We start from the raw sequence: 26491 nt of genomic DNA, 5'->3' as shown, positions 1-26491 counted from the left end.
TCGTTCGAACGCCTTCTGCCCGCTTACAGCACGATCTTCACCATCGGATGCCCGGTGAGGGCGCGATAGATGTCGTCGAGATGCGCCTGGCTCGTGGCGCGCACCGTCACGGTGAGGCCCGTGTAGTTGCCGCCGCTCGACGGACGCGTCTCGATGGTCGTGGCGTCGAAGCCGCCGTCGAATTCGCGCAGCACCGTCACGATGGTGTCCTGGAATTCCGGATGCGTCTTGCCCATCACCTTGATGGGGAAGTCGCAGGGGAATTCGATCAGCGATTCTTTCGCTGCGGGGGGGTTTGCCTGTTGTGTCACGTTCATTTCTCCACTTCCTGTAGCTCGGCAACTGCTGCACGCAATGCCTGCGCCTCGCGTTGCTTCGCGCGCTGGTACGCCGCGTGAAGCGCCGCATAGACCGGCCCCGGCTTGCCGCCGCCTACCGGCTTGCCGTCGAGCGCGACGACCGCCAGCACTTCCTTCGTTGCCGAGGTCACGAGAATCTCGTCCGCCTCGCGCAGTTCGGCTTCGGCGATCTCGCGCGCTTCGAAGCGCACGCCGCACTCCCCGGCCAGCTCCTCGACCAGGCCGTAGCGAATGCCTTCGAGAATGCGGTTGCTGCGCGGCGGCGCAAAGAGCGCGCCGCCCTTCACGACCCACACGTTCGACGAGGACGCTTCGGTAAGCCAGCCGTCGCTCAGCTGGATCGTTTCGAACGCGTCGTTTTCCGCCGCGTGCTGCGCCATCAGCACGTTGCCGAGCAGCGAGGTCGACTTGATGTCGCAATTGAGCCAGCGCTTGTCTTCAGCCGTCACACAGCGCACGCCTTGTTCGCGCTGTGCAACGCCCGGCAGTTTGAGCGGATTGACCATCGCGAACACGGTGGACGTGGCCGCCGCCGGGAAGGCGTGGCCGCGCGGCGCCACGCCGCGCGTCACCTGCACGTAGAAGTTGGCGTGGGCATCGCGCGCGAGCGCACCCGCCGCTTCGTTCGCCTCGATCAGACGCGCGACGAGTGCGCGCCAGCCTGCTTCGTCGAACGGATTCGCGATGCCGACCTTCTCGAGCGAGCGCTTGAGCCGCGCGAGATGCTGCGCGATGCGAAACGGCACGCGCACCGTGCCTTCATCATCGGCGAGCGCATAGACGGGCACGACTTCGTAAATGCCGTCGCCGAAGATGAAGCCGCGATCGAGCACGGGAATGCGTGCTTCGGAAAGCGGCGTGATCTCGCCGTTGAGCCAGACGAGCGGCTCGGCCGCCTGCGTCGCTGAAGCGGACGTCATGACTTCTTCTTGTTGACCATGAGCATGAGCGAATCCCACACGCGGCCGACGACACCGGCCTGCGGCACGGCTTCGAGCGCGACGAGCGGAACCTGCGCCAGCACCTTGCCGTCCGCACCCACGAACTTCGCCGAACCGACCTGCTGGCCAACGGCGAGCGGCGCGATCAGCGGGCTGCTGAGTTCGACCTGCGGCTTGGCCTTCTCGGCGGCGCCCTTGGGCAGCGTGACGAACTGATCCTTCTGCACGCCGACCTTCACGGCGTCGAGCGTGCCCTTGTAGATGCGCGGCGTCGCCACGGCCTGGTTCGCCTGATAGATGCGCGTGGTGTCGTATGCGCTATAGCCGTAGTTCAGCATTTTCAGGCTGTCCTGCACGCGGTCGTGTTCCTTCGGCTCGCCCATCATCACCGAAACGAGACGGCGGGAGGCGCCGCCCGCGATCGGACGCTTGGCCGATGCGATCAGGCAGTAACCCGCAGCTTCGGTGTGGCCGGTCTTCAGACCGTCGACGGTCGGGTCGATCCACAGCAGGCGATTGCGGTTCGGCTGCTTGATGTTGTTGTACTTGAATTCCTTGACCGAGAAGATTTCGTAGTACTCGGGATAGTCGCGGATCAGGCGCGCGGAGAGCCTGGCGAGGTCGCCGGCCGTCGTGTAGTGATTCGGGTCGGGCATGCCGTTCACGTCGGCGAAATGCGTGTGCGTCATGCCGAGCTTTTGCGCCTCGGCGTTCATCATGTTGGTGAAATTCGCCTCGCTGCCGCCCACGAGTTCGGCGAGCGCGATGGCCGCGTCGTTGCCCGACTGCACGATCATGCCGTACACGAGGTCATGCACCGAGACCGGCTTGTTGGCTTCGATGAACATGCGCGACTCGTCGTTCTTCACGCGGCGCACGGCTTCGCTCGGCTCGATGATCTGCTCCATCGAGATCTTCTTGCTCTGCAGCGCCTCGAACACGAGGTACGCGGTCATGAGCTTCGTGAGCGATGCGGGCTCGACGCGCTCATCGGCGTTGCCGGAGGCGAGCACCTGGTTCGCGGTGGCGTCGACGAGCACCCACGAGCGCGCGTTCACGCCGGGCGGCGGCAGGCCGCCAAGCACCTGGTCTGCGGCCGCGCCGGCAGACGCCTGCGCCTGCGGCTGTGCCTGCACTTTCGCGCCGGCGGGTGCGGGCGTGCGGGCAAACGCGCTCGCGCTCACGAGAAGTGTGGCGGGCAGCAGCGTTGCGAGCGTGACATTGCGGACGACGGAGGAAGGAACGAAAGAAGACGGTTGGCCGGAGGAGAGAAAACGCATAGGTTCAGGTCGGGCTGAATTGGGACGGGATGAACGTAGCGCGCCATGCGGCGCACGGTCGGTGAAAGCCGGAATGCGGGTGCCGTGCATGCGCCGGTCGCGGCGCAGCAAGCACAAAATTGGCGAACATTATACGCGTCACGTCGTGGCGAATTTTCGCTAAGTCACACGTTTGCGCATACCTGTCGTGCATTTTTCACGCATTTCGGCAGACATACGCGACGTGACGAAGGGCTAGCATCGGGCCCCGAAACTGTGGGGCCGACGCTTCAGCGCCACGCTTCGACGATGATGCGCTTGAGGATACGCAGCTTGCGGTGCAGGAAATGTTCTGCCCCCGGAATCACGACGACCGGCAATTCCTGCGGACGCGCCCATTCGTACACCGAGAGAATCGGCACGGTGTCGTCGAGCTCGCCGTGGATCACCAGCGTGTCGTCGCGCACGGGCGCGACTTCCCAGCGGCTCGCAGCCGTGCCGACGAACACCATGCGCTCGATCGCACCGCCCGCTTCGAGGTAGCGCTTCGCGACGTGCGAGAGCACGAAGGTGCCGAACGAAAAGCCCGCGAGCACGAGCGGCACGTCGGCGTGGCCCGGTTGCGCGCGCATGTAGGCGATGAGTGCGAGCAGGTCGTCCTGTTCGCCGATGCCGTTGTCGTGCGTGCCCGCCGTTTCGCCCACGCCGCGAAAGTTCGAGCGATAGGTCGTGTAGCCGAGTTGCACGAGCGTGCGCGCGAGCGTTTGCGCAACCTTGTTGTCCATCGTGCCGCCAAAGAGCGGATGCGGATGCGCGACGAGCGCAATGCCGCGCGGTGTCGTGCCGGCGTCGGGCACGTCGAGCGCGCACTCGATCTTGCCGACGGGACCGTCGATCTGAAATTTTTGTGTCTGGGCGTTCATCGTGCGGCAGTCCTTACGGGTACTGTTTGGCCGTGCATTGGAGCAATCAGCGATCGATTTTCAGGCGCTCGACCACCTGGCCGTTCTGCAGATGCGAGACGACGATTTCGTCGATGTCGCTCTCGTCGATATACGTGTACCACGTGCCTTCCGGATACACGACGACGGCCGGGCCCTCCTCGCAGCGATCGAGACAGCCCGCCTTGTTGATGCGCACCTGGCCGGGACCGGCGAGGCCCAGCTGCTTCACGCGCTTCTTCGCGTACTCCTGCATGGCCTGTGCGTTGCAATTCGCGCAGCTCGGGCGGTCCGCGCCGGGGTCGCGCTGGTTCAGGCAGAAAAAGACGTGGTACTTGTAGAACGAATCGGTCATGGCGTGGGGCACCGGTGAGTGTCGCGCAGTGAGCGCGGGCTTGCTGAAAGCGTGTGGCCCGCCTTGGCGGCAATACATTGCGTGGCGCGCGAGCGTGGCTGCGCGGCGATCCGGTCGATTATAGCGAGCGCGGCGTGAACGCTCTTGCGAGCGCCGCGCGCCCTCACCGGTCGTGGCGAGCGCGCTTCGCGGCCCGTCGCGCTCGCCGCACGAGCCACGCGCGTTCGAGCGAGAACGCCGTCCATGCGAGCGCGGCCCAGGGCCACGTCCACGCGAGCCAGCGCGCGAGGCCGTTGAAGTGCAGGTAGCGGCCCTGGCGCCAGTCCGCGAGCACGACGTCGAAATACGGATTCACGGGCAGCACATTCACGAACACGAGAGCCGCCGCGAGCGCGAGCGTCGCCGCCGCGGCGCGCACGGCGCGCGGCAGACGCAAGGCGAGAAACGCGAGCAGCGTGCCCCACACGAGGCCCGCGAGCGCCCCCGGGGTCGCCCAGTCGAAAATCAGGCCGCTTTGCGACTGCAGAAAGGTCGCGCCTACCTTGACGACGAGTGTCACCGCAATCAGCGCAATGACGAGCCGCGCGCGCGGCGCCCGCGAGCGCATGGGGAGCGTCGCGAACGCCGCCGCGCCGAACAGGTTCAGCGTCGTGACGATCGCCTCCCAGCCGCTATCGGGCAGGCGCGCGGCCAGCATGTCGGGCAGCGAGCGCAGATGCCAGGCGGCAGGCGTCCAGGCGAGCACAGCGTCCTGCATCGAGACGTCGAGGCGCTGCCAGAGCGCACGCGCCCACTCGCCCAAGCCGAAGAGGCGCGGCGTGGGATACATCGTCGCGAACGGCCAAAGCCCCGCGAGCACCATCAGCACGGCCGCGTCGCGCTCGAACCAGCGAAAGCGCAGGCGGCGCAGGAAGCCGCGCTCGAGCAGCGCGCCGGTGGCGGGCGCCGCCACGAGCGCGCCGAGCAATGCGCCGAGCGCGTTCGAGGCGAGATCGAGATTGGACGCCACGCGCGTGGGCAGCCAGGTCTGCACGGCCTCCATGACGCCCGAGAGCAGCGTGCCCGCAATGGCGGCGAGCAACACGGCGAGCCAACCGCGCCAGCGCGGCCACGCGGCGAGCACGACGAGCGCGCCGAACGGCATGTAGCCGAGCACGTTGGTGACGATGTCGAACACCGTCCAGTAGCGTGGCCACGGATCGCCGAGATAGGCGAAGGGACTGAGGCCGAGCGAGCGCCAGCCAGTGAACGGATACCAGGAGCCGTAGACGATCAGCGCCGTGTAAAGCGCGAGTGCCTGGCGCGAGAGCGTCGAGGCCTGGCGCGGCAGCGGCTCGCGTGCGGCGGCAGGCGATGGCGATGGCGATGGCGATGGCGATGGCGCTGACGACGCGGGCGTGTCGCCGCTGGCGATCGCACCGCGTTCGTCGCCAGCGCCCTGGCCGTTGCTTTGGCCACCGCTTTGACCACCCTCGTCGCCGTCCATCCCGCGCCGCCCGCCGTGCGGGGCGCGCAGCCGGAGCCGTCCCGCTTCGATCATCCGCTATCCCGCCCTTGCCCCCGATGTCACGCCGCACATCGCAATCGCGCGACGCCTCTCTATATCCCTCAAGGCGTGCCCGCGAACGACTGCGTGCTCAGCCACGCGCCCACTTGATTGGCGAAATCGTCACTGGCCGCCTGCAGCGCACGCACGCCGCCCGCGGCGTCGGGCGTGGGCGCCGGCGCGCGCGTGGCGAACGAGCGCTGCGCCAGCACCCTGCCGCCCTGCATGAGCGTTGCGCGCGCAGCCAGCACGCCCGCGCTTTGCGTCGGGCTCTCGAACACCTGCTCGAACTCGTACAGCTCGACCTTGAGCATCGGCGCCTGCACGGCGTCACCGCCCGCGAGCACCGTCGCGTGCGCGCCGAGCGACGTGCGCAGACGTTCCGTGAGCAGCCGCGCGGGCGACATCGTCCAGCGGCTGTTCGCGTAGCGCGCCGTGCGCTGCGAGTCGAAATTCATCCGGTAGAGGATGCCGTCGTTATCGAGCGGCGGCGGCGCGCTCACGGCCAGCACCTTCAAGAGCGGCCTGGCACCCGGCGCGCCGGGCGCCGCCGGGGCGGCCTGGGCGCCAGGCGCTTCCTGCGACGACTGCAGGCCGAGGTCGTAGCGAGCCTCGTTGATCGCCGGATTGCTCGCACAGGCGGCGAGGAGCGCACCGAGCGCGAGCGCCGCCAGCCAGGCTGAGCCGGCCGCTGCAGCGCGTTGCATCGATGGTGGCAGGCGTGATGTGCGTGACATTGCGTTTCCTTCTTTGGCGCGCGGCGCATGCGTCGCGCGAAGTGCATCGAATGGTGTCGCGTAGGACCGTCAGGCAGCGGCGCGGCCTACCTCGTCCCCGCAGTAGCCGGCCACGCAAAGCCCGCCTCGCCGGGCCCGGGCGCCGGCTGCGGCGCGCCGCCGAACAGCACGCTGCGCGGGCTCGTGCTGAAGGTGCCCGCCGCGCGGTCCACGGCGCGCATGGCCGAGCGCACATCGTCGGTGAGCGAGTCGACGCGCGGCAGCGTGTCGTAGCCCACGCGCGCCGACAGGTCCTGGATCGAGGTGTCGATCGAGGTGAGCGCCGCGCCGGCCTGGGCCGCCGCCGTGCCGGCCTTGTTGAGGTTGGTCTGGAACGGGCCGTCCGGGCGGTTCATGCTCGTGATCAGCGTGTTGGTCGACTGCAGCGTGTGCTGCAGCTGCGTCACCGCGCCCGGTAGCTGCTTCGTGGCGGGCTGGAGCTGCTCGGCGAGCACGTTCACGCTGCTCGCGGCCTGCTGCAGGCTGTTCACGGCCTGCATCACCTGCTTGCGGTTGTCCTCGGAGAGCATTTCGTCGATGTCGCCGGCAATGTTGTCGAGCTTGCGCAGGAGCGCGTCGCCGCGGCGCTGGAGCTGGTCGAGCAAGCCCGGGCGCAGCGGCAGCTCGGCCACGCGCGCTGGCGAAGAATGCAACGGCGAGAGGTCCACGCCGTTGTCGTCGAGCTGCACGAACGCGATGCCCGTCACGCCCTGCAGCGCGAGCGAGCCGAAGGTGGAGCGCGTCATCGGCGCCTTCTGGTCGACGAGAATGCGAATGCGGATCTGGCCCGGATGCTGGGTATCGAACTTGATCGACTGCACCTTGCCCACGTCGATCCCGCGAAACCGCACCGCCGCGTCCGGATAGAGGCCCGTCACGCTCGAGCGCGAAATGAGGTCGTACGGCACGCGCACGGCCCGATCGGCGCTGAAGAAGACGACGACAAGCGCGATCACGATGAGCAGCCCTATCGTGAACATGCCCGCCCAGAACGCATGCGGTTTGTTTTCCATCGTCAGATTCCTTCTTTGGCGGCCGCGGCGCGCCGGTTGAGCCGGTCAGGCCGATCGAGCCGGATAGCGGCGCGCGCGGGCCCTACCACGGCTTGTACCCCACGGCTGCGGGAGCGAGCGCCGCCGGCGGCAGCTTTGCGCGCCGCTCGGGCGGCAGCGCCTGGAGCGCGCGGCGACCGCGCATGCCCAGAAAGTACTCGCGGATGAACGGATGATCGACGCTCGCCGCCTCTTCCACGGGCGCCGCCACGAGCACCCTGCGCTCGGCGAGCACGGCCACGCGCGTGGAGAGCGCGACCATGGCGTCGAGGTCGTGCGTGACGAGCACCACCGTGAGCCCCAACGCCCGGTGCAGCGTGCTGATGAGCTCCACCACTTCGTCGGAGGAGCGCGGGTCGAGCCCGGCCGTGGGTTCGTCGAGAAAGAGCAGCTCCGGCTCCAGCACGATCGCGCGCGCGAGGCCCACGCGCTTGATCATGCCGCCCGAGAGCGCGGCCGGCATTTTCGACGCGTGCTTGCACGGCAGTCCGACCATTTCGAGCTTGAGCATCACGATGTCGCGCAGCAGGCCGGCCGGCACCTTGCCGAGTTCGCGCACGGGCTGCGCGATGTTGTCGAACACCGTGAGCGACGAGAACAGCGCGCCCTGCTGGAACAGCATGCCGGTGCGCGTGCGCATGAGGCGCGCACGCTCGGCGTCGATGGTCGAAATGTTCTCGCCGAACATCTTGATGGTGCCCGAGGTCGGCTTCTCGAGCCCGAGGATCTGGCGCACGAGCGTGGTCTTGCCCGAGCCCGAGCCGCCTACCAGCGTGACGATCTCGCCACGGCGAATTTCCAGGTTCAGATGCTGATGGACGACGTTGCGCCCATAGCGCTTCGAGAGGTTGTGGACCTCGATCACCGGCTCGCCGATGGTCGGCAGCGGCAGATCCTGCGCGACCTCCTTGAGCGGCGTGGTGATCGTGCCGGTCGTTTTCGTCTCGATCGTCGTAACCGTCGTGCCAGTCGTGCTCATGAAAGCCCCACGTTCTGGAACAGGATCGCGAACACGGCGTCGGCGAGGATCACGATCGTGATCGACGTGACGACCGACGTGGTCGTGCCCTCGCCCAGGCTCTGCGAATTCGCCTTGATGCGAAAGCCGAAGTGACAGCCCACGATCGCCACCAGCATGCCGAACGCCACTCCTTTGCCGAGGCCGATCCAGAGATTGGCGATCGGCACGACGCTGGGCATCGAGCGCATGAACCACGAAATGTCGATGCCCAGCACGATCTTCGCCGCGATCGCGCCGCCTAGCAACGCAATGATGTCGGTCCAGATCACGAGCAGCGGCATTGCGATGCCGAGCGCGATCACCCGAGGCAGGATCAGACGCAGGCCGTGCGAGATGCCCATCACGCGCATGGCGTCGAGTTCTTCGGTCACACGCATCACGCCGATCTGTGCCGTGATGGCAGAGCCCGAGCGCCCCGCCACGAGAATCGCCGAGAGCACGGGCCCGAGTTCGCGGATCACCGCAAGGCCGAGGATATTGACGATGAACTGGTTCGCGCCGAACAGGCGCAATTGCTGCGCCGAGAGGTACGACAGCACGATGCCGATCAGAAACGCGACGAGCGCCGTAATCGGCAGCGCGCGCGCACCGGCGTTGTAGATGTTCGCCGAAATCTCGATCCATGGCGTGACCTTGGGCTTGCGCACCACGAGCAGCAGATCGAGGATCACACGCCCGAACATGGCGATGCCGCCGTACAGATGGTCGAAGAACGAGAAGATCGCGAGGCCGAGCTGCGTGACCGGATCGATGCGCACGATGCGCTCCGCCGGCTCCCGCACGGAGTCGAGCAGGGCGATGCGCTCGAAGATGTCGCGCTGCGTTTGCGTGAGGTCGACGAGGTCGGCCGGCAGCTTGTGGCCCCAGACGCGCCAGAGTGCCTGGCCGCCGACGTGATCCATGCGCTCGACGCCCGAGAGGTCCCAAGCGCCCACGCGCTCTTCGGCGAGCGCACGCAGACGGCGCGCGGCGCCGCCCTGATCGCGGTCGCGCGCGAGCGCGAGCGCCGTCCACTGGCCAGACAGGCGCACGGTCTTTCCGTGGGTGCCGGCCGAGACTTCAAGGCCGGGCGGCGTGTCTTGATTCAAGGGTAAGCACTCGACGGACGGGGTGAGCAAACATTGTAGCGAACGCGCCCCGTTTCGTCGGTCCGAAAGCGCACGGTTGGCTTTCAGACACGAGGCGAACTGTGGGCAACTCTCTGGATAACTTGTGGACTGCCTGCGGGCGGCCTGTGAATTGCCTAAAGTTTGGGCAAATTGCGGGGAATCGACGGGGGCGATTGCCACCGTCACCCTGTGGACGATTCCGTGGATAACCTGTGGGCTGCCTGTGGGTGGCATGTGAATTGCCCACATTTCGGGTCGAAACCAGTGTTGCGGGCTGCTACCCGCGTGTCAGCCACTACAATATGAGCCATGAATGCGACGCCCCCCACCCCCGAGACTCCGAGCGCCGGCGACTGGCGCATCGACCGCAACCGCGCGATCACGCTGTTCGGCCCGGCCGCACACGACTGGCCCATCGAGATCGTCGAGGAAACCGGCTCGACCAACGCCGACCTCATGGCGCGCCTGAAAGCGCTGCCGCAAAAGCGCGACGCCCTCGCACGCCCGATCGTGCGCGTGGCCTATCTGCAGACGGCCGGCCGGGGCCGGCGCGGCCGCACCTGGGTCGCGCAGCCCGGCGACGCACTGCTGTTCTCGATCGGCTGCGTGCTGCCGCGCCCGATCGAAGGGCTTGCGGGCTTGAGCCTCGCCGTCGGCTCGGCGTTGGTGGACGGCCTGCGCACGCTGCCCGTCACGGCGCCCGGACAAATCGCGCTCAAGTGGCCCAATGACGTGCTGCTCGAAGGCGACAAGCTGGTGGGCATCCTCGTGGAAACCGCCTGGACCACCGCCGACGCCACAGCGGTCGTGATCGGCATCGGCACGAACGTGCGCGGCGAAGATGCGCTCGCCGCCAGCGTCGAGGCGCTCAACGCCGCGGGCGGCAACGCGGCAGTCGTGCCCGGCACGACGCCCACGGCGCTTTCGCGCGCGTGGCCGAACGCCAATCTCACCGACACGCTCGCCGCCGAACTCAACGCACTCGAAGCCGCGCTGCAACGCTTCGGCGCGGCGGGCTTTGCGCCCTTCCAGCCGCGCTGGAACGCGTGCCACGCGTACGCGGGCCGCGAGGTCGCCATCTACGAGCAGGGCAAGGAACTGCTGCGCGGCACCGCGACCGGTGTGGACGAGCGCGGCCAGTTGATCCTCGATACGCCGAACGGGCGCGAGACCGTCACGGCCGGCGACGTGTCGCTGCGGCTCGCGGACAGCGGCGCATGAGCCGCGGCCCCTTCCTCCTCATCGATGCAGGCAACAGCCGGATCAAATGGGCGCTCGTCGCGCAGGATGGGTCGCGCCTGCACGCGGGAACGATGGATCATGTGCGCGACGACGGTGTTCAATCCACGCCGGCCGCGGGTGAAGCCGGAAGCGAAGAATGGGCTACGCTGCCCCGCCCCGCCGGCGCGTGGATCTCGAACGTCGCGGGTGCGGCGGTGGGCGAACGCCTCGGCGCGCTGGTCGAGACGCACTGGCCGGGACTCCCGCGCATCGTGGTGCGGGCCTGCGCGCAGCAGTGCGGCGTGACGAACAGCTATGCCACGCCCGACGCGCTCGGCAGCGACCGCTGGGCCGGCATGATCGGCGCGCACGCCGCCTATCCGGACGAGCCGCTCCTGATCGCAACATTCGGCACGGCCACCACGCTCGAAGCGCTGCGCGCCGACGGCACCTTCGTGGGCGGCATGATCGCGCCGGGCTTCACGCTCATGATGCGCTCGCTCGGCGAGCACACCGCGCAGCTGCCCGTGGTCGCCGGCGGCATGGCGAATGCTGCCCAGCCAGGCATCGCTTTCGCCACCGACACGCGAAGCTCGATTTCGGCGGGCTGTGCGCTCGCGCAGGCCGCGCTCATCGAGCGCGCCTGGGCGGATCTACAGGATGCGTGGAGAATGCCAGTGCGGCTCGTGGTGAGCGGCGGCGCAGCGGCCGAAGTGACAGCGGCGCTCAAGGTGCCGCATACTCGCCACGATGCACTGGTGCTGTCGGGCCTGGCGCTCATCGCGGCGCAGTCCTGAGACGCGCGTCACCCGCGCGCCGCTTACATCCGGCCCTGAAACTGAACGAACGTTTTCGAAGGAGCTTCACACGATGCTGCGCTGGCTGATCGCCATTCTGATTCTCGCCAACGGCCTCGCCTTTGCGGCCATAGGCGGCGTGTTCGGCCCGACGCCCTCGTCGGGTTCGCGCGAAACCCAGCACCTGAACCGGCAGATCCACCCCGAGCGGCTCGTGGTGAAGCCGATCCGGCCGTCCGAATCGGCCGACGTGCCGACCGTCGGCGGCCCGGTGACGGTACCGTCGGTGCAGGCGTCGACCCTCACGCAGTAAGCGACACCTCAAACGCAACCGGCCGGAGTCGGGCGCGCCCAGGCGTTGGGCGGCCCGGCCTCCGGCCGGTTTTGCATCGTCCGCCACATCGTGCGGACGTACGTCGCGACTTACTTCGATCCTTCCTGCGCGCGCACTTTCTGCAGCAGCTTCGTCGTGGAGCGGTCGTGCTCGAAGGCGATCGCGAGCGCCCGACCGCCCCAGCCGCGCACCAGCGCCGACTCGGGCAGCGCGTCCATGTCGTAGTCGCCGCCCTTCACGAGAATGTCCGGGCGCAAGGCTCCGATCAGCTCGACGGGCGTTTGCTCCCCGAACTGCACGACCCAGTCCACACTCTCCAGCGCCGCCAGCAGCGCCATGCGGTCGTTCTCGTTGTTGATGGGGCGGTCATCGCCCTTGCCGAGCATCTTCACCGACGCGTCGCTGTTCACGCCGACGATCAGCGTGGCGCCCAGCGCCTTCGCATCGGCGAGATAGGTGACGTGTCCGCGGTGCAGGATGTCGAAGACGCCATTGGTGAACACCACAGGGCCGGGCAGCGAGGCGCGCAGTTGCGCGAGCGCCTCGCGGGTCGTGATCTTGCGTTCGAAGGAAGCGGGCATGGAATGAGGCTCGGATAAAAAATAGGCGCGGATCGATTTGGGCGTGCCGCATTGAGCAAGCCAGTGAGACGCGCGCCAATGAAAACGGCCCGTCACGCGAAAAGCGCTTCGGGCCGTCCCGGTCGCGGCGCGCCACGAGAGCACGCACGCGAGATGTCCCGGCGCGTCAGGCCGGCTGTTGCGTGCCTTGCTCGGCCTGCAGGCGCTGCACCACTTCCTTGCGATAGCGGTTCAGTTCCTGCGCCGTGGTGAACGTGCGCTCGAACAGGATCGAGAGGTTGTGCAGAATGCGCTCGATCACCTTCTTTTCCCAGCCGTCGTCGAAACGGATCTGCTCGTCGAGCCAGCGCTCGAGCCATTCCGGGTCGGGCAGGCGCGACTGCACGGTGTCGCGCGGGAACAGCGCCTGGTTCACGTGCAGATTCGTCGGGTGCAGCGGCTTTTCGGTGCGGCGCGCCGAAGCCATCAGCACGCCGATCTTCGCGAACGCCGCGCGCGCGACGTCGCCGAAATTGTTGAGCGCCTTCTTCATGTAGCGCAGATAGGCGCCGCCGTGGCGCGCTTCGTCGCGCGAAATCGTTTCGTAGATGGCCTTGATGACCGGCTCCGTGTGCCATTCGGCGGCACGGCGATACCAGTGGTTCAGGCGGATTTCGCCGCAGAAGTGCAGCATGAGCGTTTCGAGCGGCGGCGCCGGATCGAACTCGAAGCGCACGGCGTGCAGCTCTTCTTCCGTCGGCACCATTTCCGGCTTGAAGCGGCGCAGGTATTCCATGAGCACGAGCGAATGCTTTTGCTCCTCGAAGAACCACACGCTCATGAACGCCGAAAAGTCGCTGTCGTGGTGGTTGTCGCGCAGGAACATTTCCGTGGCCGGCAGCGCCGACCATTCGGTGATCGCGTTCATCTTGATGGTCGCGGCCTGCTCATCGGTAAGGAGCGACGCATCGAACTTGTCCCAGGGAATGTCCTTTTCCATGTCCCATCGGACCGATTCGAGCGATTTGTAAAGTTCCGGATAAAGCATCGTGTTCATAGTCCCGCCCCTGATCTGCGCAAAACGCGCGCATGACGAATTCGTAGCGTGCCGCGTGCCCGCATACAACGCGGCCGCGCAGGCAAAAAGCATTTAATTTTACGCGGTATCCGGCCCTCTGGACGCAATCGCAGACCGGCGAACGCAACACGCGTTGCCCCACGACAATCCAGCCAACCGGAATGAAGGCGCCGTCGTGGATTCTGGGTAGCTGCTCCGTTCCTCGAACCCGGCCGCCTGATACCGCTGATCACTACCGATACCGGCAAGGCATGCAAGCCATCGCCGCGCGGCTATGCGACACAATGCCGCATTCTCGCACCCCACGTCGACGTCTTTTTGACACACCTGCTGGCTGATTTTCCAATGGGCCGACATCCCGCCCGTCAAGGCCGTGGAACCTGCGCGGCGGAGCGTCGCAACGCCGTCCACAACTCCCACAAATGACCGGAAAAACCTTACACAATAATAGCATGCCGATGTTTCAGTTCCGCCGCGCCCCGAAATCCATGATCGCGCCGTCTGTCGGAGCTTTGAGCCAAGTCAAAAGAACGTCGCTTTGAGCGAGCGTGTCGTGGTCACCCAGCTCGATCAATTCAGCCGTCGCCGAAATATTCGTGGCGGCCGTCGAGTTCGAGACGCACGGCCGGGAACACGAATGGAATCGCCGCCGAAGCGCAGATGCGCGAGCGTGAGCGCGACCATGCGCGCGGTGCGTTGCACGCGCCGCCACGACAATCGGCTTGCACCTGGTAGAACGTGACGTGCCGCCCCGACGAATAGCTGCGCCGTGACGGCGAGCGCCGCGGCGCGCCTTATTCGGGCTGCGCCGGCGCCTTCTTCGCGCCGCGCGGCGCGCTGCGGCCTGCGCCGCCGCTGTTGCCGTTGCCGTTGCCGTTGCCGTTGCCGGTGTTGCTGCTCCGCTTGGCGGCGCTGCTGCGTTTGGCCGTGGCGGCTTCGGTCTTCGCCTGCGCCTCGCTCACCGCTTGCGCCGCCGCTTGCGCGGCCTGCGCCGCGGCGGCGGGCTGCGCCATCGCGAATTGCGCAAGTTGGTTGAACTGCGCCTGGACGAGATTCCACCACGAACCCGCGTCGAAGCCCGGCGGCGCGGCTGCCACACCTTCGGACGCAGCGCCTGCGTTCGCGGCCTCGGGCTCGGTGGCCCGCTCGCGCGCGGCGCCCGCTCTCGGCGCTTCGGATTCGGCGTGCGTCGGAGTCATCTGCGCCTGCGCGAACGCGCCGAACGCACGCAGCGTGGTGAGCGTGGCGCGCTGTACCTCGAGCGCCTGGATGGCGGACTGCAACATACCGAGATTGAGCTTCAGCCACTGCTCGACGGCGCGCAGATCGGTGATCCGCTTGTCGAGTTCCTCGATGTTGGTGAGCGGCGTCATCATGTCGGTCATCATCGAAAGCGGCGGGCCAAAGGCTTGCGCCACGCCCGGTTCGCCGCCCGGAAACGCGCCGCCGAACGGCGTGAGGCGCATCATCCCCCACATCTGGTCGAGCATTTCGGCGGGCGGAAAGCCCGGAAAACCCGGGAACGGCGGCATGGTGCCTGCTGAGTCGGTCATGCGGTACTCCCTCGCATAGATAGGTGGTCAAATGCGCGCGCGCGGGCGGCACGAAACGATCTCTTCGATGATAGCGCGCGTAAAACCAGAAATCGGCAGAAAGCGCGAATCAGAATGGATCGCCGCCCGGAAACTCCGGCGCGCGCCGCTCGCGCAGCGACTTCACGCCTTCGCGCACGTCGGGTCCCGCGAAGCCCATGAATTCGAGCGCGAGCGACGTGTCGAAGTTCGGCCCCGCCATGCGCAGCCAGTTGTTGAGCGCGTACTTGGTCCAGCGCAACGCGGTTTGCGAACCGTTGGCGAGGCGCTTCGCCACTTCGAACGCTTTCGGCAGCAAGTCGTTCTCGTCCACGGCGAGCGAGACGAGGCCGATGCGCTCCGCCTCCTCGCCGCTCACCGGCTCGCACAGCAGCAGGTAATACTTCGCCTTCGCCATGCCGCACAACAGCGGCCACACGATCGCCGCGTGGTCGCCCGCCGCGACGCCCAGGCGCGTATGGCCATCGATGATGCGCGCCGTTTTGGTGGCGATGGAAATGTCGGCCAGCAGTCCCGCGACGAGCCCCGCGCCCACCGCCGGACCGTGCATGGCCGAGACGATCGGCTTGCCGCAGTTGATCACGTTGTAGACGAGGTCGCGCGCCTCGCGCCACACACGCGCGCGCACGTCGAAATGCGTGGCCATGTCCTCGACGAGCTGCAAGTCGCCGCCCGCCGAAAAGCCCTTGCCCTCGCCGCGGATCACGGCGACGCGCGCGTCGGGATCGCGATCCACGTCGCGCCAGATCTCGGCGAGTTCGCGGTGCATGTTGGCGTCGGCGGTCGCGAGGCCGCTCTTGTTCGTGCCCTCGCCGCTCATCACGATCTCGACGATGCCGTGCTCGTGCCGCCGCACGCGCAAAGCGTGATAGTGGGCGTAAAAAGGATCGTTCATGGGCGGACCTCCTTTGCTTCGGATTACTGATTACGTGAGAGCGATGGCAGTGCCGCTCGTCAATGCGGCTGATACACCCACTTGCCATCGCGGATCTCGACCATCACGCGCGCTCGCGCGTCGAGGCCGAGGTGATCGGTGGCGCTCATGTTGACGACGCCATTGGTGTCATGCAGCCCGTGCGTCGCTTCGAGCGCGTCGCGCAGCGCGCGGCGAAACGCGGGCGTGCCGGGCGCAGCCGACTTGAGCGCGACGGGTATCGCGTTCTGCAGCAGGAGCCCCGCGTCCCACGTGTAGGCGCCGAATGCCGACACGGTGCCCGCGCCGTTACGGGCTTCGTAACGCGAAATATAGTCGAGCGCGAGGCGCCGGCCGGGCTGGTCCTCGGGCAGTTGCGCGGCCACCAGCACCTGGCTTGCGGGCAGGAAGGTGCCGTTGCAGTCGGCGCCGCACACGCGCAGGAAGTCGCGGTTGCCCACGCCGTGGTTGTGATAGATGACGCCCTTGTAGCCGCGCTCCTTGAGCGCCTTGGGCGGCAGCGCGGCGGGCGTACCGGCCGCGCCGACCACGACTGCCTCCGGGTGCGCCGCGACGATCTTGAGGACTTGCCCGGTCACGCTCGGATCGGTGCGATTGAAGCGCTCGTTCGCGACGAGCTTGATGTCGTGCTGCTGCGCGGCCTTCGCAATCTCGGCGTAGAACGTCTCGCCGAGCGCGTCGGCCTGGCCGATATAGGCGAGCGTCTTCACGTTGTGCGCGGCGGCGTGCTCCATGATCGCGCCGGCCATCATCGCGTCGGTTTGCGGCGTCTTGAACATCCAGTGGCGCTTGTCGTCGACGGGCTCGATGATCTTCGCCGACGATGCGAGCGAGATCGTGGGCGTCTCGCCTTGCGCGATCACGTCGAGCATCGCGAGCGAGTTGGGTGTGATCGACGAGCCGATGATCGCATCGACATGCTGCTCGTCGATGAGCTTCTTCGTGTCCTGCACGGCCTGGGTCGTGTCCGACGCGTCGTCGAGCACGATGTACTGAACTTTCTGACCCGCGATCTCGGTGGGGAACATCGCGGCGGTCTCGCGCGCGGGAATGCCGAGCGAGGCGGCCGGACCCGTGAGCGAAAGCACGAGACCGATCTTGACCTGCGCGAGCGCGATCGTGGGCGCACAGACAGAAAAAAGCAGGGCGATGCGTACAGCAAGACGGCTGGGGCGAGAAGCGTTCACGGTGTCTCCTTGTCGTTTTACGTTCGGATGCTGCGTGCTTCTACGGCTCGTACCTTGACTGCTCTGCCCGATGCGCTCGAAGAAAAAGGGCGTTCGCCAGTGTAGCCGCACGCGTGGCGCGCGGCATCCGGCGAAACCCTTCAGCGTTTGCGTGTCAATGCTCGCCGTGGAGCGACGCCACGGCCTGATCGATCGCGCCGAAAATCGACTTGCCCGCTTCGTCGAGCATCTCGATCTTCACGCTGTCGCCGAACTTCATGAACTCGGTGCTCGCCTGTCCGCTTTCGATCGTTTCGAGGCAGCGCTTCTCGGCAATGCAACAGTAGCCGCGCTTTGTGTCCTTGTTCGAGACCGTGCCCGAACCGACGATGGCGCCCGCGCGCAGATTGCGCGTTTTCGCAGCGTGCGCGATCAGCTGGCCGAAGTGGAACACCATGTCCGTGCCGGCATCGGGCTGGCCGACCTTCCTGCCGTTCCAGTGCACGATGAGCGGCAGGTGCACGCGCCCTTCGCGCCAGTGCTCGCCGAGCTCGTCGGGCGTGACCATCACCGGCGCGAATGCGCTGGCCGGCTTGCTCTGGAAAAAGCCGAAGCCTTTCGCGAGTTCCGCGGGAATGAGATTGCGCAGCGAGACGTCGTTGACGAGCGTGACGAGCCGCACGGCCCGCAGCGCTTCGTCGGGGCTTGCGCCCATCGGCACGTCGCCGGTCACGACGGCCACTTCGGCCTCGAAGTCGATGCCGAACGCCTCGGACGCGCACACGATGTCGTCGCACGGCCCGATGAAGTCGTCGCTGCCGCCCTGGTACATGAGCGGGTCGGTCCAGAATTCGGCGGGCATCTCGGCGCCGCGCGCGCGACGCACGAGTTCGACGTGATTCACGTACGACGAGCCATCCGCCCACTGGTACGCACGCGGCAGCGGCGCCATGCAATCGCGCGCGTCGAAGCTGAACGCGTTGCGCGCGCGCCCGTAGTTGAGCGCGTCGTACAGCTCGGCGAGTTGCGGCGCGTAAAAGCGCCAGTCGTCGAGCACGCGCTGCAGCGTGGGTGCGATCGCGTCGGCAATGGCGGCGCTGCGCAGGTCGCGGGAAACGACGATCAGCTGGCCGTCGCGGGTGCCGTCCTTCAGCGTGGCAAGTTTCATGGAATCAGACGTGAGTGACGATAAGGGAAATGTATTCTACGATGGTGAATCGGCGGGCCCCAAGCGGGCGTGCCGTACGCCCCAGTCGCCGTACGTTTGAACACCACAACGCATCCCATGCCGCCAACCGTCCGATCCGCCTCGCCGCGCGCGAGCGCCCCAGACGCCACGAACGCCGAAGATCTCGCCGATCCCCTCGACACCGCCGAAGCTGCGGAAGGCGCCGAAGCCGGCGAAGAAAAACTGCGCTCGGGCATCCAGTCGATCGAAGTGGGGTTTCGCCTGCTCGAAGTGCTCACCAGCGAGCCTCGCGCGATGATGCTGCGCGACCTCGCGCAGCGCGCGGGCATGAGCCCCGCGAAGGCGCACCGCTATCTCGTGAGCTTCATGCGCCTTGGCGTGGTCGCGCAGGACCCGCTCTCGGGGCGCTACGAACTGGGCGGCTTCGCGTTGCAGCTCGGACTCGCGCGTCTCGCGCGCGTGGACGGCGTCAAGCTCGCGCGCCTCGCGCTCACCGAATTGCGGGACGCGCTCGACATCACCGTGGGCATCGCCGTGTGGGGCAACCAGGGGCCGACCGTCGTGCACTGGCTGGAGTCGAGCCACCCCGCGAAAGCGTCGCTCAAGCTCGGCGATGTGATGCCGATGCTCAGTTCCGCCACGGGCCTGCTGTTCGCCGCCTACCTGCCGCGCAGCAAGACGGCCCCCATGATCGAGCGCGAACTCGCGGGCGCGCAGCAGTACTCATACGGCTCGACGCCGCGCACGGCCGATGCGCTGGAACAGGCGCTCGCCGAAGTGCGCGAGCATGGCGCAGCCCGCGTGGAAGGCATGTTGCTGCCGACCATCCACGCGTTCTGCACGCCCGTGTTCGACGCGAGCGGCGAACTCGCGCTCGGGCTCATCGCGCTCGGTCACGAAGGCGCGTTCGATATCGCCTGGAACGGCGTCGTGGACACCGCGCTGCGCGCGTGCGCCGAAAAACTGTCGTACGAATTGGGGTACAGTCCAACGCCGCGCTGAGGGCTGTGTCCCCGGGGCCGGCACATGTGACCCTGCTCGCGCGCGTCTGCGTTTCTGCAAGCACCCGGCGGGTTGTGTCACATTAACGTACGACCGATACCGACTCACGAACCGCCGATGTCCACGCCAGCCGCCCCGCGCGAGGCACGCCGCCTCGACACCGACTCACGCACGCCGCCGCGCATGCGCGCGTGGCGCTGGGTCGGTGTGTTCGTCGCGGTCACGGCGCTGCATTGGCTCGCAGCCGAATGGTTCGAGCGGCATCACGGCGCGCCGCCGCCTGTCGCGCACGTGCGCGTGCCGGTGCAAGTGGCGCTCCTCAAACCTGAGCGCATCGAGCGCGAGGCCAAGCCCGCGGGCCCCGCGGCGGCGCCTGCGCATGCCGCGCCCAAAGCCGCACCGAAGCCTGCCGAGCCGCACACGCTGCACACGGTGACGCCGCCCAAACCGCACCCCAAAGCGCCGGCTGCGCCGCCGGATACGCAGGCGGCGTCCGCGCCCGCAGCCGCGTCGCCGGCCAGCGCGAGCGCCGCCGGCACCAGCGGGACCGCTGGCACGGCGCCCGGCAACGGCAAGCAGCCTTCGGCGCAAGCCACGCAGGCCTCGCACGGACTGAAGTTTTCGGTGCCCCCATCGGGCGAACTGCAGTACGACACGTTCTATAACGGCGTGCGCAATCAGCCCGGCACGATCCACTGGTCGAGCGACGGGCAGCGCTACGAGATGGTCGTGCGTGTGCCCCTGCCCTTCGTCGGCGAGTTCAGCTGGACGAGCAAGGGCCGTGTGGACGCCTTCGGCCTCGCACCCGATCAGTACATCGAAAAGCGCGGCCATCGCCCTTCGGATGTGACGGTTTTCAATCGCACCGACAAGCAGATCGTGTTCACGCGCACGCCGAACTCGCTCGCGCTGCCCGATGGCGCGCAGGACCGCTTCAGCATGGTGATGCAGCTTGCGAGCCTCGTGCGCGGCGACCCCGACGCGTACAAGCCCGGCGTCACGCGCGAGTTCTATGTCGCGGACAACGACAGCGGCGAGACCTGGCCCATCACCACGATCGGCGACGAAACCGTGAGCACGGATCATGGCTACGTCACCGCGCGCCACTTCATGCGTCTGCCCCGTCGCGAGGGCGACAAGCGGCGCATCGACGTGTGGCTCGCGCAGTCGCTCGGCTGGTTGCCCGTGCGCCTCGTGCAAACCGAACCGAATGGCAACCAGTTCGAACTGGTGTGGCGTGGCGCACTCACGGTGCCGAGCGCATCGAACGCGCCCGCGCCAGCGCCCGATTCTGCGGCGGCCGCAACCGCCCCGGCGCCCAGCAAGGCACCCGACACAACATCGGCACAATCGGCAACACCGGAGGCGGCGCCGGCTTCTGCGCCTGCTGCATCACAAGCGCAACCGCAACCGTCTGCGCAGCCGGCGCCACCCGCCAATTTGCAGACAGAACAGCCAACAGAATCACCGCCTCAACCGTCTACTGGCGATGCGCAACCCTCATCCGCTTCGCCAGGCCCGGCGGCCGAGCATCCCTGAGCGCGCAAGCGCACGCACCACTTGATCCGGACGGCCCGCTTCACAACACAAATTCGCGAAATAGCGCATACTGGAATCGAGCCATGCGTCAAGGATCGCAAGGCATCGCGCGCATTACGAAGGGCCAAAGAACAAGCAGACGAAACACGGCAGCACGACGCCGCGCGCAAACAACGGACCAGTGAACGGACCGACAAACTGACCAGCAAACGGACCAACAAACGGACCAGCACGAACAAACCGATACACCGCTGCACAAGACGGACAAAATCGGCACGACACAATAAACAGCGCAGCAAACAGGGACGCGACACACAAGCTAACGAACATCGCATCGCGCATCGTCTGCGCGCGCCAGGCGCGCGGATTGCTCCACCAGCATCGCGTGCATGCAGTACCTCGCAAACGGCTTGACTCCCAGCCTGGAAGGCGAAGGAGGAACCCATGCAAGTGACTGTCAATGGCATCGATACGCACTATGTCTTCGACGACAGGAGCGGTGGGCCCGCGCTGGCGTTCATTCACCAACTGGGCGGCGACCTTGGCGTGTGGGACACGCTCGCCGGACATTTCCGCCACCGCCACAGCGTACTGCGCTATGACGTGCGCGGCCACGGCGCGAGCGCCGTCGCGAGCGAGCCTTTCGGCTTCACAGAACTCGCCGCCGACCTCGATGCGCTTTTCGACGCCACTGGCATCGAGCATGCGCATCTCGTGGGCATGTCGATGGGCGGCATGATCGCGCAGCAGTTTGCGCTCGATTTCCCGGAACGCGTGACAACGCTCACGCTTTGCGACACGGCGAGTCATACGCCGCCACAAGCGCGCGAAACATGGAACGAGCGCGCCGCCACAGTACGCAGCGAAGGCCTCGGGGCGCTCGTCGACGCAACGATGGCACGGTGGTTCACCGCCGACTTCCGGCATGCGCATGCGCCGACTGTCGAGCGCATTTGTGACGTTTTATTACGGACCCCTTCAGAAGGTTATGCGATGGCCTGCGAGGCGCTACGCGATTTCGACGTGCAAAAGAGGCTCGCGCAACTGCGCGTGCCGACGCTCGCAGTCGCGGGCCGCCACGACAGCGGCACGCCGGTGGCCATGACGCAGGCCCTTGCAAGCGCGATAGAAGGGTCGCATTTCGTGGTGCTCGATGCCGCACATCTGGCCCCGGTAGAGGAGTCGCACCGTTTCACCGCTTTGCTAGAAGCGTTTCTCAAACAGTTGGTCTAAGTAGTTCGAAGTAAAAGCATCATGGCAGTGGCAGCAGACGCAGTTGAGAAGTGAAGTAAAAAAGGGAGAGCAGTCCACATAAGAGGTGATGCGGGACCCACCCCTTGAATTCCAGAACGGACGCTCCATGTATTGACCGAGAAGGTCAGGGAGCACAGGAAAAAGGAGTGTCGCCATGCAAATGATCTACAACAGTCCCAACTATTGCGTCGTCGAGTTCCCACCGCAGGACGGCCACAGCGCGATGCGCGCGGGCGGCTACGAGATCGTCGACAAAAACGCACGCCGCGAGATCTTCATCGACGGCGTGATGGCGGCACGTTTTCGCGAAGACGTGCAAAAGCTGATGGACGAAGACCAGTCGCTCGACGAAGTCGACGAATTCCTCGGACAGTTCGACAGCCTCATGCAGCAACCCGTCGTGCTTCACTGACGCTAGCGCACCCCGCGGCACTCAACGCGCAGCGTCCTTCACACGAAACCCCGTCCGGCTTGCCCGGCCGGGGTTTTCTTTTGGCCGTCCGGCGCGCGCCACAGCGGTTGCCTGCGCGCGACGCCGCCCGCAGCGGCGCGTTGCCGCAGCGGCTACAATGTGGGGTTTCCCAGTTCAACCGGCACCACGCCCGCGATCCATGAACCAGCCCGCAGCCCTTGCCCCGCGCTCCGCCGGGGACGCCAAATACACGCGCGGCGCAGCGCTTCCCGCGCTGCTCGCCTCGCGTATCGTGATCCTCGACGGCGCGATGGGCACGATGATCCAGCGCTACAAGCTCGACGAAGCCGCCTATCGCGGCGAACGCTTCAAGGACTACCCGCGCGATATCAAGGGCAACAATGAACTGCTCTCGCTCACGCAGCCGCAGATCATCAGCGAGATTCACGAGCAGTATCTCGCGGCGGGCGCGGACATCATCGAGACCAACACGTTCGGCGCGACCACGGTGGCCCAGGACGACTACGGCATGGGCGATCTCGCCATCGAGATGAACGTCGAGTCGGCGAAGCTCGCGCGCGCCGCGTGCGCAAAGTATTCGACGCCGGACAAGCCGCGCTTCGCCGCGGGCGCGATTGGGCCGACGCCGAAAACGGCAAGCATCTCGCCCGACGTGAACGATCCGGGCGCGCGCAACGTCACGTTCGAAGAACTGCGCAATGCGTACTACGAGCAGGCGAAGGCGCTCATGGACGGCGGCTGCGACCTCTTCCTCGTCGAGACGATCTTCGACACGCTCAACGCCAAGGCCGCGCTGTTCGCGCTCGACCAGCTTTTCGAAGACACGGGCGAGAATCTGCCGATCATGATCTCGGGCACCGTCACCGATGCCTCGGGCCGCATTCTCTCGGGCCAGACCGTCGAAGCGTTCTGGAATTCGCTGCGCCACGCGAGACCGCTCACGTTCGGCCTGAACTGCGCGCTGGGCGCGGCGCTCATGCGCCCGTACATCGCCGAGCTTGCGAAGCTCTGCGACACCTACGTCTCGTGCTACCCGAACGCGGGCCTGCCCAACCCGATGAGCGACACAGGCTTCGACGAAACGCCCGCCGATACCTCGGCACTGCTCAAGGAATTCGCGAGCGCCGGTCTCGTGAACGTGGCGGGCGGCTGCTGCGGCACGACGCCCGAGCACATCGCGGCCATTGCCAAAGCGCTCGCCGAGGTCAAGCCGCGCCGCTGGCCCGGCCAGTATCGCGACGCCGCCTGAAGGCAATTTCGACCGCTGCTTCCGAGTCCCGCCCCCACACCCTACGATCCGGTCCCACGCCATGACTGACCATACCCTGCGCCTTTCCGGCCTCGAACCCTTCAACGTGACCGAAGGCACGCTGTTCATCAACGTGGGCGAGCGCACCAACGTGACCGGCTCGAAGGCTTTCGCGCGGATGATTCTCAACGGGCAGTTCGACGAGGCGCTCGCGGTTGCGCGCCAGCAGGTCGAAAACGGCGCACAGGTCATCGACGTCAACATGGACGAAGCCATGCTCGACTCGAAGGCGGCCATGGTGCGCTTCATGAACCTCATTGCCTCCGAGCCCGACATTGCGCGCGTGCCGATCATGATCGACTCGTCGAAGTGGGATGTGATCGAGGCGGGCCTGCAATGCGTGCAGGGCAAGGCCATCGTCAACTCGATCTCGCTCAAGGAAGGCAAGGAGCAGTTCGTGCATCACGCGAAGCTGATTCGCCGCTATGGCGCGGCGAGCGTGGTGATGGCGTTCGACGAGCAGGGCCAGGCCGATACATTCGCGCGCAAGACCGAGATTTGCAAGCGCTCCTACGACATTCTCGTGAACGAAGTGGGCTTCCCGCCCGAGGACATCATCTTCGACCCGAACATCTTCGCGGTGGCCACGGGCATCGAGGAGCACAACAACTACGCGGTGGACTTCATCGAAGCCACGCGCTGGATCAAGCAGAACCTGCCCTACGCGAAGATCAGCGGCGGCGTGTCGAACGTGTCGTTCTCGTTCCGCGGCAACGACCCCGTGCGCGAAGCGATCCACACCGTGTTCCTCTACCACGCCATTCAGGCCGGCATGGACATGGGCATCGTGAACGCGGGCCAGCTCGGCGTGTACGCCGACCTCGACGCCGAGCTGCGCGAGCGCGTGGAAGACGTGGTGCTCAACCGCCGCGCCGACGGCACCGACCGTCTGCTCGAGATCGCCGACAAGTTCAAGACCGGCGCCGCGAAGAAGGAAGAGAACCTCGAGTGGCGCAACCAGGCGGTCGAAAAGCGTCTTGCGCACGCACTCGTGCACGGCATCACGAACTTCATTGTCGAGGACACCGAAGAAGCGCGCGAGAAGATCATGGGCGGCGGCGGCCGCCCGATCAACGTGATCGAAGGCCCGCTCATGGACGGCATGAACATCGTCGGCGACCTGTTCGGCCAGGGCAAGATGTTCCTGCCGCAGGTCGTGAAGTCGGCGCGCGTGATGAAGCAGGCCGTGGCCCACCTCATTCCGTTCATCGAGGAAGAAAAGCGCCTGCTCGCCGAGTCGGGCGCCGACGTGCGCGCGAAGGGCAAGATCGTCATCGCGACCGTGAAGGGCGACGTGCACGACATCGGCAAGAACATCGTGTCAGTGGTGCTCCAGTGCAATAACTTCGAAGTGGTCAACATGGGCGTGATGGTCCCGTGCAACGAGATCCTCGCGAAGGCCAAGGTCGAAGGCGCGGATATCGTCGGCCTCTCGGGGCTCATTACGCCCTCGCTCGAGGAAATGGCTTACGTTGCGAGCGAAATGCAGCGCGACGACTACTTCCGCATCAAGAAGATACCGCTCTTGATTGGCGGCGCGACCACCTCGCGCGTGCATACGGCCGTGAAGATCGCGCCGCACTACGAAGGTCCGGTCGTGTACGTGCCGGACGCGTCGCGTTCGGTTTCGGTGGCGTCGAGCCTGCTGTCGGACGAAGGCGCGGCGAAGTACCTCGACGAGCTCAAGGCCGACTACGAGCGCATTCGCGACCAGCACGCCAACCGGAAGGCGACGCCGCTCGTGACGCTCGAAGAAGCGCGCGCGAACAAGACGAAGATCGACTGGGCGAACTTCCAGCCCGTGAAGCCGAAGTTCATCGGCCGCCGCGTGTTCAAGAATTTCGACCTGAACGAACTCGCGAATTACATCGACTGGGGTCCGTTCTTCCAGACGTGGGATCTCGCCGGCCCCTATCCGCAGATCCTCAACGACGAGATCGTGGGCGAGTCGGCACGCCGTGTGTTTTCCGACGCGAAGTCGATGCTTTCGCGCCTGATTCAGGGCCGCTGGCTGCAGGCCAACGGCGTGATCGCGCTGTTGCCCGCGAACACGGTGAACGACGACGACATCGAGATCTACACCGACGAGTCGCGCAGCGAAGTCGCGCTCACGTGGCGCAACCTGCGCCAGCAGTCGGTGCGCCCGGTGGTGGACGGCGTGATGCGGCCGAACCGGTCGCTCGCCGACTTCATCGCGCCGAAGGACTCGGGCGTGGCCGACTACATCGGCATGTTCGCGGTGACGGCGGGCATTGGCGTGGACGTGAAGGAAGCGCAGTTCGAGAAGGACCACGACGACTACAGCGCGATCATGCTCAAGGCGCTCGCGGACCGCTTCGCGGAAGCGTTCGCCGAAGCGCTGCACGCACGCGTGCGCCGCGACCTGTGGGGCTATGCGGCGAGCGAAACGCTCGACAACGACGCCCTGATCGCCGAAAAGTACGCGGGCATTCGCCCGGCGCCCGGCTACCCGGCCTGCCCGGATCACCTCGTGAAGCGCGACATGTTCGACTTCCTGCAGGCGGGCGAGATTGGCATGAGCGTGACGGAATCGCTCGCCATGCTGCCGGCCGCGAGCGTTTCGGGCTTCTATCTCGCGCACCCGGACAGCACGTATTTCTCGGTGGGCAAGATCGGCCAGGACCAGCTCGCCGACTATGCAAAGCGTATGTCGCTCTCCGACCAGGACGCCCGCCGCGCGCTCGCGCCGCAACTCTAGGCCGC

Annotated in this window: 25 protein-coding genes and 1 pseudogene; 9 read left to right on the top strand and 17 right to left on the bottom strand. The window is 66.5% G+C overall.

All coding sequences use genetic code 11. The annotated features are described in order from the left end of the window. Positions 1-23: 23 nt before the first annotated feature. The 10 genes from AB3X99_RS21695 to AB3X99_RS21650 form a co-directional block, all read right to left on the bottom strand. Positions 24-317 (bottom strand): DUF493 family protein, encoded by a 294-nt coding sequence (locus tag AB3X99_RS21695; RefSeq protein ID WP_368618097.1) that lies wholly within the window; start codon positions 315-317, stop codon positions 24-26. Continuing rightward, on the bottom strand, positions 314-1279 hold the full coding sequence (locus tag AB3X99_RS21690; protein ID WP_368618096.1) for an aminotransferase class IV: 966 nt from the start codon (positions 1277-1279) through the stop codon (positions 314-316). The genes AB3X99_RS21695 and AB3X99_RS21690 overlap by 4 nt, the downstream gene beginning before the upstream one ends. Beyond that, positions 1276-2580: a D-alanyl-D-alanine carboxypeptidase family protein gene (locus tag AB3X99_RS21685; RefSeq protein ID WP_368618095.1), complete on the bottom strand. Its 1305-nt coding sequence runs from the start codon at positions 2578-2580 to the stop codon at positions 1276-1278. Before AB3X99_RS21685 ends, AB3X99_RS21690 begins: the two co-directional genes overlap by 4 nt. A gap of 269 nt (positions 2581-2849) precedes the next feature. Beyond that, positions 2850-3482, bottom strand: a complete 633-nt coding sequence (locus AB3X99_RS21680; protein WP_368618094.1) for an alpha/beta hydrolase — start codon at positions 3480-3482, stop codon at positions 2850-2852. Between the two features lie 46 nt (positions 3483-3528). Further along, positions 3529-3855, bottom strand: coding sequence for a ferredoxin (locus tag AB3X99_RS21675; protein ID WP_069265095.1), 327 nt, complete (start codon positions 3853-3855; stop codon positions 3529-3531). A gap of 163 nt (positions 3856-4018) precedes the next feature. Continuing rightward, a complete protein-coding gene (locus tag AB3X99_RS21670; RefSeq protein ID WP_368618093.1) occupies positions 4019-5395 on the bottom strand; it encodes a VanZ family protein in 1377 nt (458 codons plus the stop codon). Positions 5396-5463: 68 nt separating this feature from the next. After that, on the bottom strand, positions 5464-6108 hold the full coding sequence (locus AB3X99_RS21665; protein WP_069265097.1) for an ABC-type transport auxiliary lipoprotein family protein: 645 nt from the start codon (positions 6106-6108) through the stop codon (positions 5464-5466). 116 nt (positions 6109-6224) lie between these two features. Continuing rightward, positions 6225-7190, bottom strand: a complete 966-nt coding sequence (locus AB3X99_RS21660; RefSeq protein ID WP_069265099.1) for an MlaD family protein — start codon at positions 7188-7190, stop codon at positions 6225-6227. Positions 7191-7272: 82 nt separating this feature from the next. After that, positions 7273-8208, bottom strand: coding sequence for an ABC transporter ATP-binding protein (locus AB3X99_RS21655; RefSeq protein ID WP_083245276.1), 936 nt, complete (start codon positions 8206-8208; stop codon positions 7273-7275). Beyond that, a complete protein-coding gene (locus tag AB3X99_RS21650) occupies positions 8205-9338 on the bottom strand; it encodes an ABC transporter permease (RefSeq protein WP_069265102.1) in 1134 nt (377 codons plus the stop codon). The genes AB3X99_RS21655 and AB3X99_RS21650 overlap by 4 nt, the downstream gene beginning before the upstream one ends. A gap of 330 nt (positions 9339-9668) precedes the next feature. On the opposite strand from AB3X99_RS21650, the gene AB3X99_RS21645 reads away from it, so the two are divergent. From AB3X99_RS21645 to AB3X99_RS21635, 3 genes are all read left to right on the top strand, one after another. Then, positions 9669-10580, top strand: a complete 912-nt coding sequence (locus AB3X99_RS21645) for a biotin--[acetyl-CoA-carboxylase] ligase (protein WP_368618092.1) — start codon at positions 9669-9671, stop codon at positions 10578-10580. Then, entirely contained in the window at positions 10577-11377 is an 801-nt protein-coding gene (locus tag AB3X99_RS21640) for a type III pantothenate kinase (protein ID WP_368618091.1), read from the top strand. The genes AB3X99_RS21645 and AB3X99_RS21640 overlap by 4 nt, the downstream gene beginning before the upstream one ends. A gap of 73 nt (positions 11378-11450) precedes the next feature. Then, positions 11451-11690, top strand: coding sequence for a hypothetical protein (locus AB3X99_RS21635; protein WP_342949561.1), 240 nt, complete (start codon positions 11451-11453; stop codon positions 11688-11690). A gap of 110 nt (positions 11691-11800) precedes the next feature. Here the strand turns inward: AB3X99_RS21635 and rfaE2 are convergent, their stop codons facing one another. The 7 genes and pseudogenes from rfaE2 to AB3X99_RS21600 all read right to left on the bottom strand — a co-directional run bounded on the left by rfaE2 (position 11801) and on the right by AB3X99_RS21600 (position 18209). Next, complete coding sequence (rfaE2, locus tag AB3X99_RS21630) at positions 11801-12292, bottom strand: D-glycero-beta-D-manno-heptose 1-phosphate adenylyltransferase (RefSeq protein ID WP_342949562.1); 492 nt, start codon at positions 12290-12292, stop codon at positions 11801-11803. 166 nt (positions 12293-12458) lie between these two features. Next, complete coding sequence (locus tag AB3X99_RS21625) at positions 12459-13328, bottom strand: acyl-ACP desaturase (protein ID WP_028201777.1); 870 nt, start codon at positions 13326-13328, stop codon at positions 12459-12461. 599 nt (positions 13329-13927) lie between these two features. Continuing rightward, positions 13928-14113 (bottom strand): annotated as a pseudogene (locus tag AB3X99_RS21620) (patatin-like phospholipase family protein); the annotation flags it as partial. Positions 14114-14143: 30 nt separating this feature from the next. Beyond that, complete coding sequence (locus tag AB3X99_RS21615; protein ID WP_368618090.1) at positions 14144-14902, bottom strand: PhaM family polyhydroxyalkanoate granule multifunctional regulatory protein; 759 nt, start codon at positions 14900-14902, stop codon at positions 14144-14146. 109 nt (positions 14903-15011) lie between these two features. Beyond that, entirely contained in the window at positions 15012-15836 is an 825-nt protein-coding gene (locus tag AB3X99_RS21610) for an enoyl-CoA hydratase/isomerase family protein (protein WP_342949565.1), read from the bottom strand. A gap of 59 nt (positions 15837-15895) precedes the next feature. Next, positions 15896-17026: an ABC transporter substrate-binding protein gene (locus AB3X99_RS21605; protein WP_368618183.1), complete on the bottom strand. Its 1131-nt coding sequence runs from the start codon at positions 17024-17026 to the stop codon at positions 15896-15898. A 190-nt stretch (positions 17027-17216) separates the two neighbouring features. Next, positions 17217-18209: a fumarylacetoacetate hydrolase family protein gene (locus AB3X99_RS21600; protein WP_368618089.1), complete on the bottom strand. Its 993-nt coding sequence runs from the start codon at positions 18207-18209 to the stop codon at positions 17217-17219. A gap of 117 nt (positions 18210-18326) precedes the next feature. On the opposite strand from AB3X99_RS21600, the gene AB3X99_RS21595 reads away from it, so the two are divergent. From AB3X99_RS21595 to metH, 6 genes are all read left to right on the top strand, one after another. Beyond that, positions 18327-19232, top strand: a complete 906-nt coding sequence (locus tag AB3X99_RS21595) for an IclR family transcriptional regulator (protein WP_368618088.1) — start codon at positions 18327-18329, stop codon at positions 19230-19232. A gap of 117 nt (positions 19233-19349) precedes the next feature. Next, positions 19350-20771, top strand: coding sequence for a DUF3108 domain-containing protein (locus AB3X99_RS21590; RefSeq protein WP_368618087.1), 1422 nt, complete (start codon positions 19350-19352; stop codon positions 20769-20771). A 444-nt stretch (positions 20772-21215) separates the two neighbouring features. After that, positions 21216-22004, top strand: coding sequence for a 3-oxoadipate enol-lactonase (gene pcaD, locus AB3X99_RS21585; protein WP_368618086.1), 789 nt, complete (start codon positions 21216-21218; stop codon positions 22002-22004). Between the two features lie 175 nt (positions 22005-22179). Then, a complete protein-coding gene (locus AB3X99_RS21580; protein ID WP_028201771.1) occupies positions 22180-22437 on the top strand; it encodes a DUF3567 domain-containing protein in 258 nt (85 codons plus the stop codon). A gap of 199 nt (positions 22438-22636) precedes the next feature. Beyond that, complete coding sequence (locus AB3X99_RS21575) at positions 22637-23707, top strand: homocysteine S-methyltransferase family protein (protein ID WP_368618085.1); 1071 nt, start codon at positions 22637-22639, stop codon at positions 23705-23707. Between the two features lie 61 nt (positions 23708-23768). Next, on the top strand, positions 23769-26486 hold the full coding sequence (gene metH / locus AB3X99_RS21570) for a methionine synthase (RefSeq protein WP_083245277.1): 2718 nt from the start codon (positions 23769-23771) through the stop codon (positions 26484-26486). The last annotated feature ends 5 nt before the right edge of the window (positions 26487-26491 follow it).

Origin of the sequence: Paraburkholderia sp. BR10882 (genome assembly GCF_040948855.1) — a bacterium.
GTDB lineage: Bacteria > Pseudomonadota > Gammaproteobacteria > Burkholderiales > Burkholderiaceae > Paraburkholderia > Paraburkholderia nodosa_A.
This window is presented reverse-complemented; position numbering and strand designations above follow the sequence as displayed.

Coding starts and splice junctions, on each gene's coding strand:
- AB3X99_RS21695 (WP_368618097.1), bottom strand. CDS start 317: ATGAACGTGACACAACAGGCAAACCCCCCCGCAGCGAAAGAATCGCTG.
- AB3X99_RS21690 (WP_368618096.1), bottom strand. CDS start 1,279: ATGACGTCCGCTTCAGCGACGCAGGCGGCCGAGCCGCTCGTCTGGCTC.
- AB3X99_RS21685 (WP_368618095.1), bottom strand. CDS start 2,580: ATGCGTTTTCTCTCCTCCGGCCAACCGTCTTCTTTCGTTCCTTCCTCC.
- AB3X99_RS21680 (WP_368618094.1), bottom strand. CDS start 3,482: ATGAACGCCCAGACACAAAAATTTCAGATCGACGGTCCCGTCGGCAAG.
- AB3X99_RS21675 (WP_069265095.1), bottom strand. CDS start 3,855: ATGACCGATTCGTTCTACAAGTACCACGTCTTTTTCTGCCTGAACCAG.
- AB3X99_RS21670 (WP_368618093.1), bottom strand. CDS start 5,395: ATGATCGAAGCGGGACGGCTCCGGCTGCGCGCCCCGCACGGCGGGCGG.
- AB3X99_RS21665 (WP_069265097.1), bottom strand. CDS start 6,108: ATGCAACGCGCTGCAGCGGCCGGCTCAGCCTGGCTGGCGGCGCTCGCG.
- AB3X99_RS21660 (WP_069265099.1), bottom strand. CDS start 7,190: ATGGAAAACAAACCGCATGCGTTCTGGGCGGGCATGTTCACGATAGGG.
- AB3X99_RS21655 (WP_083245276.1), bottom strand. CDS start 8,208: ATGAGCACGACTGGCACGACGGTTACGACGATCGAGACGAAAACGACC.
- AB3X99_RS21645 (WP_368618092.1), top strand. CDS start 9,669: ATGAATGCGACGCCCCCCACCCCCGAGACTCCGAGCGCCGGCGACTGG.
- AB3X99_RS21640 (WP_368618091.1), top strand. CDS start 10,577: ATGAGCCGCGGCCCCTTCCTCCTCATCGATGCAGGCAACAGCCGGATC.
- AB3X99_RS21635 (WP_342949561.1), top strand. CDS start 11,451: ATGCTGCGCTGGCTGATCGCCATTCTGATTCTCGCCAACGGCCTCGCC.
- rfaE2 (WP_342949562.1), bottom strand. CDS start 12,292: ATGCCCGCTTCCTTCGAACGCAAGATCACGACCCGCGAGGCGCTCGCG.
- AB3X99_RS21625 (WP_028201777.1), bottom strand. CDS start 13,328: ATGAACACGATGCTTTATCCGGAACTTTACAAATCGCTCGAATCGGTC.
- AB3X99_RS21615 (WP_368618090.1), bottom strand. CDS start 14,902: ATGACCGACTCAGCAGGCACCATGCCGCCGTTCCCGGGTTTTCCGGGC.
- AB3X99_RS21610 (WP_342949565.1), bottom strand. CDS start 15,836: ATGAACGATCCTTTTTACGCCCACTATCACGCTTTGCGCGTGCGGCGG.
- AB3X99_RS21600 (WP_368618089.1), bottom strand. CDS start 18,209: ATGAAACTTGCCACGCTGAAGGACGGCACCCGCGACGGCCAGCTGATC.
- AB3X99_RS21595 (WP_368618088.1), top strand. CDS start 18,327: ATGCCGCCAACCGTCCGATCCGCCTCGCCGCGCGCGAGCGCCCCAGAC.
- AB3X99_RS21590 (WP_368618087.1), top strand. CDS start 19,350: ATGTCCACGCCAGCCGCCCCGCGCGAGGCACGCCGCCTCGACACCGAC.
- pcaD (WP_368618086.1), top strand. CDS start 21,216: ATGCAAGTGACTGTCAATGGCATCGATACGCACTATGTCTTCGACGAC.
- AB3X99_RS21580 (WP_028201771.1), top strand. CDS start 22,180: ATGCAAATGATCTACAACAGTCCCAACTATTGCGTCGTCGAGTTCCCA.
- AB3X99_RS21575 (WP_368618085.1), top strand. CDS start 22,637: ATGAACCAGCCCGCAGCCCTTGCCCCGCGCTCCGCCGGGGACGCCAAA.
- metH (WP_083245277.1), top strand. CDS start 23,769: ATGACTGACCATACCCTGCGCCTTTCCGGCCTCGAACCCTTCAACGTG.